General features: G+C 41.3%; 17 protein-coding genes. 14 read left to right on the plus strand and 3 right to left on the minus strand.

Translation table 11 applies throughout. The features are described from left to right. The first annotated feature begins 46 nt into the window (after nt 1-46). The 3 genes from L2672_RS04325 to L2672_RS04335 are packed head-to-tail and all read left to right on the plus strand — an operon-like array spanning nt 47 to nt 1,535. The gene (locus tag L2672_RS04325; protein ID WP_248994599.1) at nt 47-436 is read left to right on the plus strand and encodes a DUF2721 domain-containing protein; all 390 of its coding nucleotides are present in this window, start codon (nt 47-49) and stop codon (nt 434-436) included. Then, nucleotides 433-1,059 (plus strand): trimeric intracellular cation channel family protein, encoded by a 627-nt coding sequence (locus tag L2672_RS04330; RefSeq protein WP_248994600.1) that lies wholly within the window; start codon nt 433-435, stop codon nt 1,057-1,059. The genes L2672_RS04325 and L2672_RS04330 overlap by 4 nt, the downstream gene beginning before the upstream one ends. Continuing rightward, the gene (locus tag L2672_RS04335) at nt 1,059-1,535 is read left to right on the plus strand and encodes a nuclear transport factor 2 family protein (protein WP_248994601.1); all 477 of its coding nucleotides are present in this window, start codon (nt 1,059-1,061) and stop codon (nt 1,533-1,535) included. Before L2672_RS04330 ends, L2672_RS04335 begins: the two co-directional genes overlap by 1 nt. Nucleotides 1,536-1,623: 88 nt before the next feature. On the opposite strand, the gene tyrS is transcribed toward L2672_RS04335, so the two are convergent. Next, the gene (gene tyrS / locus L2672_RS04340; RefSeq protein WP_248994602.1) at nt 1,624-2,820 is read right to left on the minus strand and encodes a tyrosine--tRNA ligase; all 1,197 of its coding nucleotides are present in this window, start codon (nt 2,818-2,820) and stop codon (nt 1,624-1,626) included. A 134-nt stretch (nt 2,821-2,954) separates the two neighbouring features. Here tyrS and L2672_RS04345 point away from each other — a divergent pair, with 134 nt between their 5' ends. The 6 genes from L2672_RS04345 (at nt 2,955) to L2672_RS04370 (ending at nt 8,483) form a co-directional block, all read left to right on the plus strand. Next, nucleotides 2,955-4,421 (plus strand): peptidoglycan DD-metalloendopeptidase family protein, encoded by a 1,467-nt coding sequence (locus tag L2672_RS04345; RefSeq protein WP_248994603.1) that lies wholly within the window; start codon nt 2,955-2,957, stop codon nt 4,419-4,421. Between the two features lie 102 nt (nt 4,422-4,523). Further along, nucleotides 4,524-5,636 (plus strand): anhydro-N-acetylmuramic acid kinase, encoded by a 1,113-nt coding sequence (locus L2672_RS04350; RefSeq protein ID WP_248994604.1) that lies wholly within the window; start codon nt 4,524-4,526, stop codon nt 5,634-5,636. Between the two features lie 86 nt (nt 5,637-5,722). Continuing rightward, nucleotides 5,723-6,421, plus strand: a complete 699-nt coding sequence (gene aqpZ / locus L2672_RS04355) for an aquaporin Z (protein WP_248994605.1) — start codon at nt 5,723-5,725, stop codon at nt 6,419-6,421. Between the two features lie 147 nt (nt 6,422-6,568). Further along, the gene (locus L2672_RS04360) at nt 6,569-6,955 is read left to right on the plus strand and encodes a DUF2750 domain-containing protein (protein ID WP_248994606.1); all 387 of its coding nucleotides are present in this window, start codon (nt 6,569-6,571) and stop codon (nt 6,953-6,955) included. Nucleotides 6,956-6,960: 5 nt separating this feature from the next. Then, nucleotides 6,961-7,464: a hypothetical protein gene (locus L2672_RS04365; protein WP_248994607.1), complete on the plus strand. Its 504-nt coding sequence runs from the start codon at nt 6,961-6,963 to the stop codon at nt 7,462-7,464. Between the two features lie 164 nt (nt 7,465-7,628). Then, nucleotides 7,629-8,483: a polysaccharide lyase family 7 protein gene (locus L2672_RS04370; RefSeq protein WP_248994608.1), complete on the plus strand. Its 855-nt coding sequence runs from the start codon at nt 7,629-7,631 to the stop codon at nt 8,481-8,483. 71 nt (nt 8,484-8,554) lie between these two features. Here L2672_RS04370 and erpA read toward each other — a convergent pair whose 3' ends face one another. Together erpA and L2672_RS04380 are read right to left on the minus strand one after the other, a co-directional pair. Next, the gene (gene erpA / locus L2672_RS04375) at nt 8,555-8,905 is read right to left on the minus strand and encodes an iron-sulfur cluster insertion protein ErpA (RefSeq protein WP_248994609.1); all 351 of its coding nucleotides are present in this window, start codon (nt 8,903-8,905) and stop codon (nt 8,555-8,557) included. Next, nucleotides 8,898-9,722 (minus strand): DUF6776 family protein, encoded by an 825-nt coding sequence (locus L2672_RS04380; RefSeq protein ID WP_248994610.1) that lies wholly within the window; start codon nt 9,720-9,722, stop codon nt 8,898-8,900. Before L2672_RS04380 ends, erpA begins: the two co-directional genes overlap by 8 nt. A gap of 127 nt (nt 9,723-9,849) precedes the next feature. Between L2672_RS04380 and L2672_RS04385 the strand changes: the two genes are divergently transcribed. From L2672_RS04385 to nhaD, 5 genes are all read left to right on the plus strand, one after another. Beyond that, nucleotides 9,850-11,574: a chloride channel protein gene (locus L2672_RS04385; RefSeq protein WP_248994611.1), complete on the plus strand. Its 1,725-nt coding sequence runs from the start codon at nt 9,850-9,852 to the stop codon at nt 11,572-11,574. 29 nt (nt 11,575-11,603) lie between these two features. Beyond that, a complete protein-coding gene (locus L2672_RS04390; RefSeq protein WP_248994612.1) occupies nt 11,604-12,716 on the plus strand; it encodes a glucosaminidase domain-containing protein in 1,113 nt (370 codons plus the stop codon). A 200-nt stretch (nt 12,717-12,916) separates the two neighbouring features. Continuing rightward, nucleotides 12,917-13,936, plus strand: a complete 1,020-nt coding sequence (locus tag L2672_RS04395) for an aspartate carbamoyltransferase (RefSeq protein WP_248994613.1) — start codon at nt 12,917-12,919, stop codon at nt 13,934-13,936. Between the two features lie 27 nt (nt 13,937-13,963). Next, nucleotides 13,964-15,253, plus strand: a complete 1,290-nt coding sequence (hemL, locus tag L2672_RS04400; protein ID WP_248994614.1) for a glutamate-1-semialdehyde 2,1-aminomutase — start codon at nt 13,964-13,966, stop codon at nt 15,251-15,253. Nucleotides 15,254-15,526: 273 nt separating this feature from the next. Next, nucleotides 15,527-16,774 carry a sodium:proton antiporter NhaD gene (gene nhaD, locus L2672_RS04405; RefSeq protein WP_248994615.1) on the plus strand — a complete coding sequence of 416 codons (1,248 nt, stop codon included), beginning with the start codon at nt 15,527-15,529 and terminating at the stop codon, nt 16,772-16,774. The last annotated feature ends 2 nt before the right edge of the window (nt 16,775-16,776 follow it).

Raw genomic sequence — 16,776 nt, forward strand, 5'->3', positions numbered from 1 at the left:
GGTATCATCTGCGGGGTAAAAATTTTCATCTTTTAGGAAAGCAACTTTGTTTAATAATTTACATGTCTCATTAACCACGCCAGCTTTATTGTTTCCGGCAATTTCGTTGCTTTTGCTTGCTTATACCAACCGTTTTTTTGCCTTAGCTGCACTGATCAGACAATTAAGTGAAGCGGGTAAACCTGTAAATGATCAGCAAATTAAAAACCTCAAACAACGGATTAATATCATCCGAAGAATGCAAGAAGCGGGAGTCAGTAGCTTTGCATTCTGTGTGTTATGCATGATCTTTTTATATACCGGCTTTAATCAAACTGGCTCGATTATTTTTGGTATCAGCCTACTATTATTACTTTATTCACTGATCTTATCTGTTATTGAAATCAGAATATCTGTTGATGCACTCAACATTCATTTAAAAGAGTTAACTAAATGAGCCAGTGGATATACTTTTTTGACTTATGTGGCACCGCGGTATTTGCGTTATCAGGCGCATTAGCCGCAGGCAAACATCGTATGGATCCGTTTGGTGTTATTGTGCTTGCCTCTGTAACCGCCATTGGTGGGGGAAGTATACGAGATGTACTGTTGGGGACGACGCCGGTTTTCTGGATCACCAATCACACCTATCTTATTGTGATTTTAGCCACCGTTATTGCCTGTTTAATATTAGTCCGAAAACCCCATAAACTTCCTAGTATTACCTTGCCGGTTGCCGATGCGCTTGGGTTAGCCTTATTTACTATTATTGGCGCACAAAAAGCTCTGTTATTAGGACACTCAGGAATGATTGCCGTAGTAATGGGACTGATCACTGGCGTAGGAGGAGGCATTATTCGAGATGTATTATGTCGTCAAGTACCCATGGTACTTCGTACTGAAATTTACGCGACCGCGTCTATCGTTGGCGGTATCTGCTACACATTATGTTTAGCTTCAGGGGTCAATAGCATGACCTCAATGTTTTTAGCAATGTTTAGTACCTTGATTATCCGATTAAGTGCCATTCGATGGCACCTGTCTTTACCTGCATTCGATTTAAAAACAAAGAGACATTAATGCGTTTAATTAGCCTACTCCTTATCATTTTCATGAGCTTCTCTGCCCATGCTAATATTGGCGATATGCCAGAAGAGCAGCAATTAGCGATGCAATATATTAAGGCTTATACCGATCATGACTTTCGCTCTCTGAGGCATTTCTATAATCGTGATAGCGTATTTTTTGATAAAACAGCTAATGTGAAATATACCGGCACGCGACACATTATTGAATTTTTAACCCGTGCACATGAAGGGGTTTTAGAATACCGATTAAACATTGAACATATGTTTAATAATGGGTCAATTGTAGTCATAATTGGCAGTTACCGTCTTAGAGGCCCTGGGGATCAATACGGTAAGCCAGGTAGAATTATTGATATTGCAGTTCCTGGGGTCACCACCTTAAAATTTGATATGGGCACCCGCAGAATAATTGAACACATGGATTTAATGGATTATCAAACCATGGCTGACCAATTAGAGTCACAGTGATGAATAAAATCCTCCTAAAATACAGCCATTAAAAAAGGCTCGAATGAGCCTTTTTTAATGTCGTAAAGTTAACAGCTAGCTTAGACGATTAACTTAATACCACTTTAGCAAACTTACGTTTACCTACTTGAACAACCGCTTCAAAACCCGCGTTAAACACTTGGCGAGTATCTTGTTGTTTTTCTCCGTCAATCTTGACAGCACCCTGCTTGATCATTCTCATTCCGTCAGAGGTTGAGTTAACTAAACCAGCTTCTTTTAGTAAGTTAGCAATTGCTAACCCTTCGCCAGCAGGTAAAGTGACTGTTTCAATATCATCAGGAATTGCACCTTTTTGGAAACGATTAATAAACTCTTGATGTGCACCCTCAGCAGCGGCTTCGTCATGGAAACGAGCAATGATTTCTTTAGCTAACAGAATTTTAATATCGCGCGGGTTCGTGCCATTATCAACATCTTGTTTGAACTGTGAAATTTCAGCCAGAGGACGGAAAGATAGTAGCTCGAAGTAGCTCCACATCAGATCATCAGAAATTGACATGATTTTACCAAACATCTCATTAGCAGGCTCACTCACACCAATATAGTTGTGCGCTGATTTAGACATTTTCTTCACGCCATCTAAACCCACCAGCAACGGCATCATAATGACAGTTTGTGGTTTTTGCCCTTCTGCTTTTTGAAGCTCTCGACCCATTAACAAATTGAACTTTTGGTCGGTTCCGCCTAACTCAACATCAGCTTCTAACGCAACAGAGTCGTAACCTTGAAGTAAAGGATACATGAACTCATGAATAGCAATTGACTGACCAGAACCATAACGCTTTTTAAAGTCATCACGCTCCATCATACGCGCCACAGTTTGTTTTGAGGCTAAACGGATCATGCCAGCAGCACCTAGCGGCTCAAGCCAGCTTGAGTTAAATTCAATGCGAGTCTTTGCTGGGTCTAAAATTTTATAAACTTGTTCTTTATACGTTTCAGCATTCGCTAAAACATCTTCGCGCGTCAGAGGGGGACGAGTACTATTTTTACCACTTGGATCACCCACCATGCCGGTAAAGTCACCAATTAAGAAGATCACTTCATGGCCTAGCTCTTGGAAAGTGCGTAGCTTATTTAAAATAACCGTATGACCTAAGTGAATATCAGGTGCGGTAGGATCTGCCCCTAATTTAATCTTAAGTGGGCGACCTTCTTTAAGCTTTTCAATAAGATCAGCCTCAAGTAATATTTCATCAGTACCGCGTTTGATCTCTGCCAACACTTGATCTAAATCAGCCATTTCTGCTGCAACTCCTAGCGCATATATCGTTTAAAAATAAAAATAAGACAGCTATGTTACTTGTTAGCCACAGCAAATGAAAGAGTGTACACTTAAGGGATAACAACTAGAGTGAGAAATTGGTACATAAGTCAATGGCAAAGCTGATTACATTATTTAAGTTGCTGCCTAAAGCACATCAAATAGCCTTGACAACCTTGGCTGTTTTTACCGTATTGATTATGCTATTGCCGGCTGATGACGTTCAAGCCTCTAAACAGCCACAAACAGCAGAGCTCAGTGCATCAACGTTAAAAACCAATACACGCTATGATGTGCCTCTCGCCTTTAGAAGCCCTACACCGCCAAATAATCAAACATCAACAGAGTCACACAGTGGTTCTCCCGCAAAGCAGTCTGGAGCACGCACATCTACCTTATCGTCTGACTCCGAAATCGATAAAAAAATTGCTGCATTACAGGCTGATATTTCAGCTGAAAAGCAAGCTCTGGTAAAACAAAAACAACCGCTAGAAAGTGAGCGACATGTTGAATATTATGAAGTTGCGAAAGGAGACACCCTAGGCGGCTTATTCAAACGCGCCGGATTAACTGCCAAAGATGTTTATGACATCACTAAACTGCCTCTAGCAAAGAAAAATTTACTTAAAATTATCCCCGGTGAAGAAATTGCCATCAGCAAAACCGAACAAGGTGAGCTGGCAGAACTAAGCTACCGCATGGATAAAATATCAACCTTAGTCATCTCTAAAACAGATGATAAATACCAAGAAAAAATCAACAAAAAACAGTTAGAAACTAGGCAGTCATTTATTAATGCCAGCATAAAAAGCAATTTTTGGAATGCTGCAACCGATGCTGGTTTGTCAGCTAATCATATTATGCAATTGGCGAACATATTCGGTTGGGATATCGACTTTGCTTTAGATATTCGCAAAAACGACAGTTTCTCGCTTATTTTTGAGCAAGAATATGCTGACGGAGAGTTTATCCGTAGCGGCAGTATTTTAGCCGCTGAGTTTGTCAACCAAGGTGAGCGCTATACGGCGGTAAGATACACCGATGGCCAATATTATTCCGAATCAGGTAATAGTATGCGTAAAGCCTTTTTACGTTCGCCGGTTGATTTTAAATATGTCAGCTCCAACTTTAACCCACGCCGCCTTCACCCAGTAACAGGGCAAGTTAAAGCACACCGGGGCGTTGATTATGTCGCGGCTATTGGCACGCCAATTAAAGCGGCAGGTCGAGGTAAAGTGGTTCAGGCGGGATATAATCAATACAATGGTAATTATGTGTTTATTAAACACAACGACACCTATACCACTAAATATTTGCACCTCAATAAACGCAAAGTTAAACGCGGCCAAACGGTTAAGCAAGGTGAAGTTATTGGTACTTTAGGCCGTACCGGTCGTGTCACAGGGGCTCACTTACATTACGAATTTATTGTTAACGGCGTTCATCGTAACCCTAGAACCGTCAATCTGCCTAAGTCTGATCCTATCAAACGCAGTGAAAAAGCTAACTTCGAAAAAATTAGTCAACAATTAATGGCGCAGTTACGTGCGAACCAAGATCAAAGGCTAGCAAGCAACTAATTCTATCATCACGTTTCAATAGGTCAGCACCTTTCATATCAGCATATCGCTGGCCTGTTGAACCATACTTTGTGTGATTTCACCCAATAAGGAATGCTTTTTATGTCAAAGCCTGAATATTATATTGGCCTTATGTCAGGAACCAGTATGGATGGCGTTGACGCCGTACTGGTTGATTTCGCCTCTGGCTACCCCAAATTTATTGGTGCATATACTCAAAGCATTCCAACGCATTTATTAAAAGGCTTACAACAACTTTGCCAACCCGATAGAGATGAAATAAATCGCATGGGTCAACTCGACCGAAGTGTCGGCTTACTCTTTGCTCAAGCAGTGAACCAATTATTAACTCAAGAGAATATTAGCCCCAATGACGTTATCGCCATTGGCTCCCACGGCCAAACCGTGAGGCATATGCCTAATTTAGACATGGGCTTTACCTTACAAATTGGTGATGCTAATACCATCGCTGTAGAAACTGGCATTGATGTCATTGCTGATTTTCGCCGCAAAGATATCGCTCTGGGTGGTCAAGGAGCGCCTTTAGTGCCCGCTTTCCACCAGCAAATATTTACTCAAGCAGAAACAAATAGAGTGATTTTAAATATTGGCGGGATTGCAAATATTACTTATCTACCCGCTAATGCAAATGAAGTATTAGGTTTTGACACCGGCCCAGGTAACAATTTAATTGATGCCTTTATACAACAAGTGCAACAAAAGCCATATGACAAAGATGGCGAATGGGCTGATTCAGGCACCAGCCACCCTGCACTATTAGCGCATATGTTATCCCATTCATACTTCAGCCAACCTTACCCCAAAAGCACCGGCCGAGAATTGTTTAATCTGACATGGCTAGAACGACAATTAGCGGAATTTAATCATATAAAAGATGCTGATATTCAATCTACTTTGCTAGATTTAACCTGTCATACCATCGCTAACGATGTGAACAGCCTCAGTAAAACAGGTGAAATCTATGTGTGCGGTGGCGGAGCCTTAAATAAAGCATTAATGCGTAGATTGGCGAAACTTCTCCCTGGTTATCAACTTAGCACGACTTCAGCACTAGGCATCGACCCACAATGGGTAGAAGGAATCGCATTTGCTTGGCTAGCCATGCGTCATGAACATAACCTACCAGCCAATCTTCCTGCAGTAACCGGTGCCAGCAGAGAAACTATCTTAGGTGCTAAATTTAAAGCAAAATAATTATCTTTTATCATTGAAAAATGCTGGCAAGCTACCATGATTTGGACTTTACTTGTTTAATTAACACTAAAACAAGGAATAACATCATGGATTTGAAACAAAAAATGCTTGCAGAGTTTATAGGAACCCTGTGGTTGGTACTCGGCGGTTGTGGTAGCGCAGTATTGGCTGCCGCTTTTCCTGAAGTCGGTATTGGCCTTGTAGGCGTTTCATTTGCGTTTGGCTTAACCGTATTAACCATGGCTTATGCGATTGGCCATGTTTCTGGCTGTCATTTAAACCCTGCAGTATCTTTTGGCTTGTGGGCTGGCGGGCGTTTTGAGGCCAAAGAATTACTGCCTTATATTATTGCTCAAGTTTCTGGGGCCATTGTTGGTGCAGGGATTTTATTTCTTATTGCCTCTGGCCAAGAAGGGTTTTCGTTAGCATCAGGCTTTGCTTCAAATGGTTTTGGCGAGCACTCTCCAGGTGGCTATGACATTACCGCGGTCATCATTTGTGAAATCGTCATGACGATGTTTTTCTTATTAATTATTTTAGGCGCAACCGATGAACGAGCTCCTCAAGGTTTTGCCCCTATCGCTATTGGTTTAGGCTTAACCCTAATCCACTTAATTAGTATTCCCGTTTCAAACACCTCAGTAAACCCTGCTAGAAGTACAGGCCCGGCGATATTTGTCGGTGATTGGGCGGTATCACAGCTATGGTTATTCTGGGTTGCTCCTATTGTTGGCGCTATTGCAGCGGGTATTATTTATCGCAGCTTTACGCCTAAAGCCCAATAAACTATTGCCGCTTTTATCAAACAGTCCGATATATTTCGGACTTTTTGTTTTTTGAAACTTTTGTTTTTTGAAGCTGGGGTCAGTGTTATCATAACTGAAGATTTTTTTCGGCGTATTTTATGCCGATAATAGCCATATGAGAATTCCATGAGCACAAAACAAAAAACCGTTGCAGAGTTATTAAACTTAACGCCAGAAGGCCGTTACGACTATATGATTGAACAAGTTAAAGCCAATAAGGTTATTTGGTCTTTGCAAGACAATGATGGTTGCGTCATGCTAACAACTGAAGATGAAGATTGCATTCCAATGTGGCCATCTGAGGAAACTGCTGCGCTATGGGCCGTGGATGATTGGAAAGATTGTGAACCTTTAGCTATCGACTTAGATGAGTTTCAGCAACGTTGGGTTAGCGGCATGGAAGAAGATGATTTATTCATTGCGGTGTTCCCTGTTCAAGACGACTTAGGTGTGGTTGTTGCGCCATATGAAGTAGACCAACGCCTTACTCCCAAAAGTAATAAGAAGCACTAATACACATGATTAACCCAATGGACCCTAAGCCTAAAGTTGCCACTGAAGCTGCGGCACCAGTAAGCACAGCGGCAGAAAATACCCAATTAACCACTAAAGCCATTTTACCCAAGCGCTTAATTGCACTCATGATCATTTACACCCTTGCGGCAATTAGCGGGCTAATGTCAGCTCCGTCAATGTCTGACTTAGGCGCAATGTTATGTTGGTTAACTTTATTAATGGTTATTGCTGTATTTGGTCGCCAAAAAGCCGCTCTGTACATGTTACGTGGGTATAGCGTGCTACAACTGGCCTTTTACAGCTTTTTACCCGTTATTATGTATGACCCAGACAACTTAGTCGCTGGGCCAACAACGGTTAATTTTGGTCTGTTTCAAGCGGTCGTGTCTGATTGGGTTATTTTCAGTGTGCTGATTGCAATAGGTATTGCTCAGGTGTGGATTAGCTTTGATAAACACGTTAAAGCGTGGTTTAAGCCCCGTATCAATATGAATATTATGAGCTAATAAGTTCAAGTTTGAACCTGATAAATGAGAGCTATTTGCTCTCATTTTTTATGGCTGTTATTCAAGCTTAACCAGTGCGGCTGTAACTATCATTCTCAATATTTATATTTGACTTATAATAATACAAATATTATACAGTGATATAAAAAATGAGGAACAACACCATGATTGTTAAGCTGCCACTACTCTTCGCTGCAATGTTATCAACCTCGGCCATAGCCGATATCACTATTTACGAACCAAACCCAGACTATGGTGTGCCAAACGAGTCGCCACAATTTAGTGCTATTCTGTCTCAATCAAAGTTGCAAATATCTGATCCACAAGCAGGAAAAGGCAATCAAATACAAGTGGCAGAAGACAGTGACTTTAGCCAAGTCGTTAATCGTTACTTTCATATCAATAAAGACAACCAAGCGCTAGTATTCAAAATGTCCGGTGACCATCGCCGCAATGAAATACGAGTGCATAAAAACTTCAGAACAGATTTACCTAACACCTTTTATCGACTCAGCACTGAGTTTATGCCTATTGAGCCAGAAGCTTCAATGGCCCATTCAGATATCAGCCAAAATGAAATCACTTATTTGCAGGTGCACAATAAAGGCACCAACGACGCCGGTGATAATAATATCCCTCACCCATTATTAAGGGTCGTTTGGAAACAAGAGGCTAACGGGGTTAAGGGGCATTACTGGGCTATCATCAAAGCCAATGCGCTTATTTGTAAAGGGGAACGCGGTAAAGCCAATATCAACAACCCAGAGTGCAAAGCAGAAAATGCTTATAAGCATTACGACTTAGGCCAATATGTAGCAGGAAAGCCACTCAATATTGATATTGTCACCGGTAATAGCAAGCTTGCTATCTGGGTTGATGATAAACAAGCTGTAAACCATGACATCAGCTACTGGCAACCCTTCCTAAGCTATTACAAAGCCGGGGTTTACAACCAATTTTCACATGGTGAAAGCCATGCTGAGTTTAGTAAACTGACGTTTACCAAAGAGGTTAAATAACCTGTATTAAAAATAACCATAAAAATGCCGTGCTATTTGCACGGCATTGTTTATATAGCCTTCTGGCAAACTTATACTGAGAAGCTTGCTCCGCAACCACAGGTCGTGGTGGCGTTAGGATTTTTAACAAAGAAACGTGAGCCCTCTAGACCAGAAGTATAATCAACTTCTCCGCCCACAAGATACTGTAAGCTCATTGGGTCAACAACTAACTGCACGCCTTGTTTTTCAATAGTGAAATCACCATCATTAACTTTTTCATCGAAAGTGAATCCGTACTGAAATCCTGAACAACCACCGCCGGTAACATAAACTCGCAGTTTTAATTCAGGGTTCTGTTCTTCTTCTAACAGCCCTTTTACCTTGGTTGCCGCGGCATCGGTAAATTGTATCGGCATTGCTGCATCAGTTTGTTCAGTCATTACTACCTCTTACTTCAGTTTTCTGCGATGGATTATCCGATACCTGACTGTTTTGTTCAAGTATTACCCGTGACTCTTTTTCAATGTCTGTGAGATGAGCATCTTCAGGGGCTAATTCGTCTACAGAATATGACTGTTCTAAGCGGCCCCCTTTGGTGCCACGGTTAGCTCTAACATTGATATTAAAGGTCACACGTTGCAGTTCAAAGTTATCGGGAAAATCTAATTCAGCCTCTAGAATATAAAAGTACTTAAAATCGATATTGTACTTATTCTGGGTCAGTTCAGTTAAGGTGTATTGCTTTACTTGTCCATCAAGCACACCAATTAAATCGGCATCAACAGAGACTTTTATATTTGATTGACGTTTTTTTTGCTGGGTCAACACCAATTGTAATTGCTTTTGTTGCGGTAACATTCCCGGTTTCAGCTCAGCATTGTAAATAGTCACCCCATCAACTTCTTTTTCTGGCGCCATTAAATCACGATAAAAGGCTAACTCTTTTTCTAAAGCTTTTTGACGAACAAGCTGCTCACTGAACATTTGTTGTAAGTTTTTATTGGCTTCTTGTTCTATAGTTAACGCTAGATTGCGACTCGCGAGGGTTTTAGCCTGCAATTCAAGCTCCTGCATTAACTTACGCTTACCACTACTGCTGTTAGGTGTTTGCTCTGGGGCAAAAGACAACCAAATTTGATGGGTTAATATGCCCACAAAAAAAGATATCAGTATGAGCGCTCTTAGGTACATGGCTGATGAACGTTTTTTACGTTCAAATGCAAGTATTTTATCTAACCAACGATGATAGTTTCGCATTAGGTAACAAGGCCTTATTAAAATATAATTACTTCATTAAAAAAGTATAATTACTTCATTAATTTTTACGCTAGGGTTACTCTAGCGATTAATGAGCCGTTTAGATTCACAGGAAAAAGAGTCAATAGTGCAACTTAGAATAAATAAGGCTGCTATTATTCACGCCAAACGGGCGACACGCAAATATCTTAACAATGAATTTCGCGATAAATTATCTCAAGCGAGAATTAGTGTTCAGTTATGTGCATTAGCCTTATTGTTTGCCGTTATCGCATCCAGTGTCATTATTTTATTTAGATTGCTTTTAGTGTGGGCAGATCAATATAGCCATACTCATGCGCTAAATATATCTGACATACTGACAGACTGGCGCACTTACCTACCAATGATAGGCGCCTTACTTATTTGGTTGGTGTCATTAGTCGGCTCAAAGCGCTACCGCCGCATGGGCATAGCATATGTATTACACCGTTTTAAAATTCATTACGGTAAGGTGCCATTACAATCTGCCCCAGGACAATTTTTTCAGGCGCTAATCGCGTTAATCACTAACTTTTCAGTGGGTCGCGAAGGCCCCGCCATTCATTTAGGCGCGGTGAGCGCTAGTGTGATGGCCGAAAAGTTTAAGCTGCCAGATAACAGCGTTAGAATAATGTGTGCCAGTGGTATTGCTGCTGGTATTGCGGCCACCTTTAATGCACCACTTGCAGCGGTTTTATTTGTTTTTGAAGTGATTGTACGTGAATACAAAATTCACTACTTCTTCCCTATTATGTTGTCTGCGATATGTGGCGCAGTATCCAGCCAGCTAGTCTTTGGTAATATTCATGAGTATGACTTAATTAACGTGATTCATATTCCGCTAGATCATTATCCCATTCTGTTACTGGGTGGATTGGGGCTAGGGTGTACTGCGGCGTTATTTAATTATTCATTATTAAAAGTTACCGCCACAGGACAAAACTGGCGACTCATTTATCGGTTAATGATTGCCGGAACAGCGACCACTATTGTGGGTATTTTTCTTCCCCAATCATTAGGTTCAGGTGATTTAGCCATACATGAGGCCATTAGTGAGTCCCCCAGTTTATGGTTTTTAATGGCATTATTAATAGGTAAAATGATTGCTACTATTGCGGCTATCGGGCTAGGTGTACCAGGTGGCTTAATAGGCCCCTTGTATGGAATAGGCGCATTAGTGGGGGCTATATTGGCATTAATAAGCAGTGCTATTTTCCCATCCATTGCCCCTTATGTTGGCTTATATACTGTTATCGGCATGACCGCCATGATGGGCGTGTGCCTCAGTGCCCCGCTAGCCGCATTAGTGGCTTTATTGGAATTAACCAATGATGCCAGCATTATTTTACCAGCAATGTTTGTCACCATTCCGGCATTCCTAGTGGCTTACCAGGGGTTCGATACTAAGTCTATTTTCTTGAAACAATTAGAAATTATGGGTTTAGATTATAAAATTCCGCCCATGAATCAAGGCCTACAAAAAAAAGGCGTGCGGGTATTAATGAATCGCCGCTTTGTTGTGGTTAATGATGACGATGAATTACTGCTTGAAGTGTTAAAACGTGCAGCTGGACGCCCAGTATTAGTGCGAAACACTGACGGCCAAATAGAAATGTTAAGCCTAGAAATTCAATCTTTTGAAGATTCAACCACGTTATCACGCCACTTAATGCAAGGGCTGCCTGATTCAGCCACTCTTGATGAGGTATATGACGCTTTAGCAGCAAAACGCGCTGGAGAGGTCTATATTTATCGTAACAAACCAAGCCATATTGTCGGCGTAATCAGTTGGGCCAACTTGGCACAAGAAATTCGCTCTGGGCAGCTATAAAAATAAACATCAAAAATTTAGAGAGATATATGCAATTGATTAATAGTAAATATTCAATTAAGGGGGTCATTAGTGCCCTATTAACTTTGTGTCTAACAAGTTGCTCACCAGCAGAAGATGATAAACACGCCACCGCCACCTCGCTGAACAATAAGCCAGTTGACACCATCGAACCGACTCCGCCTGAAAAAAAGACAACTCAACGCCAAGAAACCGCTGAGGATAATGATAAAGCCGATATCAAAATTGCACCGCTCAGTGAATTTGCCAATAATGAACCTAACGAAATACAAAAAAGCTTCTCGTTAATATTAGATGACCGCCCAACTAAAAAACCTAAATTAGTTCATGTAGACTCACTTGAAACCATTAAAGCCCTGTTCGATTCGTTAGATTACACTACAGAAAGTTGGCAGCAGGGTAATCGTGAAGTACCAAGGTTGACCTTTGAAACCGTCACCGAAGAGTGGCAACAGCACTCAAACGAAATACCGGTAGATGAGAAAAAAATGATTTTTTTCCGCTTAATGGCGCCATTAGTGTTATTGAGTAATGAAAAGGTTCTACTTGAAAGACGCTACATTGAAGTCCACGACAACGATGATGACAAAGTCATTAAACTGGCTCAAAAATATAAAATTATTGATGAGCCAGCCCCAATAACCGACGAGCAAAAAGCGGCTTTGTTAGCACGAGTCGATATTATTCCACCGTCATTGGTGTTAGCTCAGGCGGCTGAAGAAAGTGGCTGGGCAACATCACGCTTTACCGTGGAAGGTAACGCCTTTTTCGGCCAATGGGATTTTAGTGGTAACGGCATGGTACCAAAGCAGCAACGCACAGAGCTTGGTAATTACGGCATCGCGAGATTCGACTCTCCGCTAGCGTCGGTCATTGGTTACCTAACCAATATAAATACTCATAATGCTTATCAAAAACTACGGGATCTACGTGCTCAATTAAGGCACAACAACGCCCCGATTACTGGGCTTGAACTCGCTGGAACCTTGGATAAATATTCAGAACGAGGCCAAGAGTACATTGACGGTATCCGCTCGTTAATTAACTACAACAAATTAAATGATGTCGACGAGGCCTATTTATCTGACAAAGATCCAATCCATTTAATGACCGCACCTTAATCTCTAGAAATCTATTTGACGATATCAATTGGCGCTGTTGATATCGTCAAAAACACTATCTGATAATCTTATCCTCTGCGATATTTTATTGAGCTAGATAGTCTGCTACAATTTCGCCTCAGCCACCCTACGTAACTTGGGTAAAATAAACACGGTGCAAGCCGGTGACTTTTACCCCCTAAAAATTGGAAATCAGGCTGATGACTCAGTTCGAAGGTTCACACATCCTTTCAGTAAACCAATTAAATTTGGATTCTATCGCAACCATTTTTGATGTTGCTAACAAAATGACCCCATATGCACTGCGAGAAAAACGCACTAACGTGCTAGATGGTGCAATTTTAGGAAATTTATTTTTTGAGCCAAGTACACGTACTCGGGTCAGCTTTGGTTGTGCATTCAACTTATTAGGTGGTCACGTACGTGAAACCACAGGAATGGCATCTTCATCGTTATCAAAAGGTGAATCGCTATACGACACAGCCAGAGTGTTATCAACATACTCAGACGTCATTGCCATGCGTCATCCCGATGCCTTTTCTGTTAAAGAATTTGCCGAAGGCAGTCGTGTACCTGTTATCAACGGTGGCGATGGTTCAAATGAACACCCGACTCAAGCCTTGCTTGATTTATTTACCATTCAAAAAGAATTAAGCCATTCGGGACAAAGCATCAATGGTATGCACATAGCGATGGTAGGTGATTTAAAATTTGGCCGAACAGTGCACTCTTTATCACGCCTATTGTGTATGTATAAAGACATCCAGTTCACATTAATTTCACCTGCTGAACTAGCAATGCCTGACTATGTGATCGCTGACATTGAAAATGCTGGCCATAAGATCACAATAACTGAGCAATTAGAAGGCAATCTGCATCAGGCAGATATATTGTATTTAACCCGAATCCAAGAAGAGCGCTTCCCTTCACAAGAAGAAGCCAACAAATATCGGGGCAAATTCCGTTTAAATCACAATATTTATACACAACACTGTAAATCTAATACAGTGATCATGCATCCATTACCACGTGACTCACGTGAACAAGCTAATGAGCTTGATAATGATTTAAATAGCCACCCAAGCTTGGCTATTTTCCGTCAAGCCGATAATGGACTACTAATACGCATGGCACTGTTTGCATTAACACTTGGTGTTGAAAATCAACTAGAGAAGTATGAGTGTCCAGTTAATTGGTATTCTCGTAAAGCAGACCGTTAATCGACAAGCAAAATTTAAGGATAAGCAATGACCCGTTCCGAAACGCTATTTGAACAGGCTAAACAAACAATTCCAGGTGGCGTTAATTCACCTGTACGCGCATTTAATGGCGTTGGTGGCTACCCATTATTTATCGAAAAAGCTGACGGCGCGTACATTTATGACGCTGACGGTAAAAAATACATTGATTATGTTGGCTCATGGGGCCCGATGATCTTAGGTCATAACCACCCTAAAATCCGCCAAGCCGTATTAGAGGCTGTTGAAAACGGTTTGTCTTTTGGTGCACCGACTGAACTTGAAGTTAAAATGGCTGAAAAAGTTATTTCAATGGTGCCATCAATGGAACAGGTACGCATGGTCAGTTCTGGTACGGAAGCCACCATGAGTGCCATTCGTTTAGCACGTGGTTTCACTAGCCGTGACAAAATTTTAAAATTTGAAGGTTGCTATCATGGCCATGCTGACTGCTTATTAGTTAAAGCTGGATCTGGTGCATTAACCTTAGGCCAACCAAGCTCTCCAGGTATCCCTGAAGATTTTGCTAAGCATACGTTAACTGCAACCTACAATGACCTAGAGTCAGTGCGCGCATTATTCGAGCAACACCCTGAAGATATCTCATGCATCATCTTAGAACCTGTTGCCGGTAACATGAACTGTATTCCTCCGGTTGAAGGCTTCTTACAAGGTTTACGTGCAATTTGTGATGAATTTGGCGCGCTGCTTATTATCGACGAAGTGATGACAGGTTTCCGCGTTTCAATGAGCGGTGCACAAGGTCATTACGGCGTTAAGCCTGACTTAACCACATTAGGTAAAGTGATTGGTGGTGGGATGCCGGTAGGTGCATTTGGTGGTCGTAAAGACGTGATGCAGTTTATTGCCCCAACTGGCCCAGTTTACCAAGCTGGTACTTTGTCTGGTAACCCTATTGCGATGACCGCTGGTCTTGCGCAAATGGAAGCGTTACATGCACCAGGCCTATATGATGAATTAGCCGCTAAAACAAAACGTATTGCAGAAGGCTTTAAAGCCGCTGCTGATAAACACGGTATCCCATTAAGCATTACTTATGTAGGTGGTATGTTTGGCTTCTTCTTCACTGAAGATACTGCACCAATGACCTCTTTCGAACAGGTCACTAAGTGTAACATGGAGCACTTCCGTCACTTCTATCATGCAATGTTAGATGAAGGTGTATACCTTGCGCCTTCTGCTTATGAAGCGGGTTTCTTATCAATGGCTCATGGCGAAGAAGAGCTTGAGTATACGTTAGCAGCAGTTGATCGCGTTTTTGCAGCAATGAGCAAGTAACATTAAGTCGCTAACTCTTTTTAAAGGCCAATCTCAACAGATTGGCCTTTTTGCTTTATTGCCCGACTCACTTCAAAACAGTCATTTCAAAAGATCCACTTCCAACCGTTAAGCAACCCTCAACCAAAACCATTCGAAAAAATAATGAGCTTGTTGCAGAATTCACCATAGTGTGATGTGATCCACTCGCTTAAAGCTTAATTTAAACTTAAAAGCAGACTGTCTAAAACATGGCACTTTATAGTTGCCATTAACACTCCATTGGATACCGCTATGTTAGAAACCTTTCTGATCACCCTTGCTGTATTAGCACTGCTAAGTATTGTTTTCGAAGAAGTCACCCATATCAACAAAGCTAAAACCACACTGTTTTTAGGTTGTATCTCATGGATAAGTTTATTCATTGCTGCACAGACGACTGAGCAAACCCAATTAATCACTGAAGAGCTCAACGAGAACTTATTAGAAATTGCCACGTTATGGTTATTTCTCATGTCTACTATGACCTTTGTCGCCTACCTTAATGCTAAAGGTATGATTCAAGTGATGGTGCAAAAAATCTTTCCGCAGCATGTCTCGGTTCGAATGTTGATGTTACAAGTTGGCGTGTTTGCGCTGATACTGTCAACCTTTTGCGACAACGTCACAGCAACACTAGTGTCTTTAGGGTTACTTACCACCTTCAATCTAGACAGTAAAATGCGTCGTAGAATGGCAGTATTGATTATTTTTGCGGTTAACTCTGGTGGCGTGGCACTGATCACCGGTGATGTCACCACCTTAATGATTTTCTTAGCAGGTAAAGTCGCCATTTCAGAATTGCTGATATTAATGATACCCGCAGCTGTGAGTGTTTTATTACTGGCAATATTATTTTCACTTAAAGCAGAAGGCGCTGTCAGTACCACACCTATGGCTCAAAGTTATAGTACCGTGGATATTATTATTGGCTTAATCTTCTTAATTACCATTGTAATGACCATGCTGTTAAACGTACTTTATGGCATCCCACCCGTGCTCACTTTTCTAGCTGGTTTATCGATTATGTTTTTAGTTGGCCGAAGTGAAAAAACAAAAGATGAAGAAGTACAGGTATTAGAATATATACGCCAAGTAGAATACGATACATTGTTGTTCTTTTTAGGTATTTTGCTATTAGTTGGCATGTTAAAAGAAATCGGCACCCTGAATATGTTGACTCAGGTTTATAGTCAGTTTGACCCCAGTATTTCAAACTTTTTTGCCGGAGTGGGTTCAGCTTTATTAGATAACGTGCCGCTCACTGCCGCCTTACTAAAAGCTGATCCGACCTTAACCACGGTGCAATGGTTGGGGCTCACCTACTCTGTTGGTGTGGGCGGTTCATTATTAGTGATAGGTTCAGCGGCGGGGATCATCGCCATGAGTAAAGTACAGGAGCTGACTTTCGTTAGTTACCTTAAATATGTTCCTGCACTGTTATTTTGTTACTCAGTGGGTTACGGATTAACCCTAGTGTTAGCCCAACATATGCATGGTTAACC

Source organism: Shewanella gaetbuli (assembly GCF_023284065.1).
In the GTDB taxonomy this organism is placed as follows: domain Bacteria; phylum Pseudomonadota; class Gammaproteobacteria; order Enterobacterales; family Shewanellaceae; genus Shewanella; species Shewanella gaetbuli.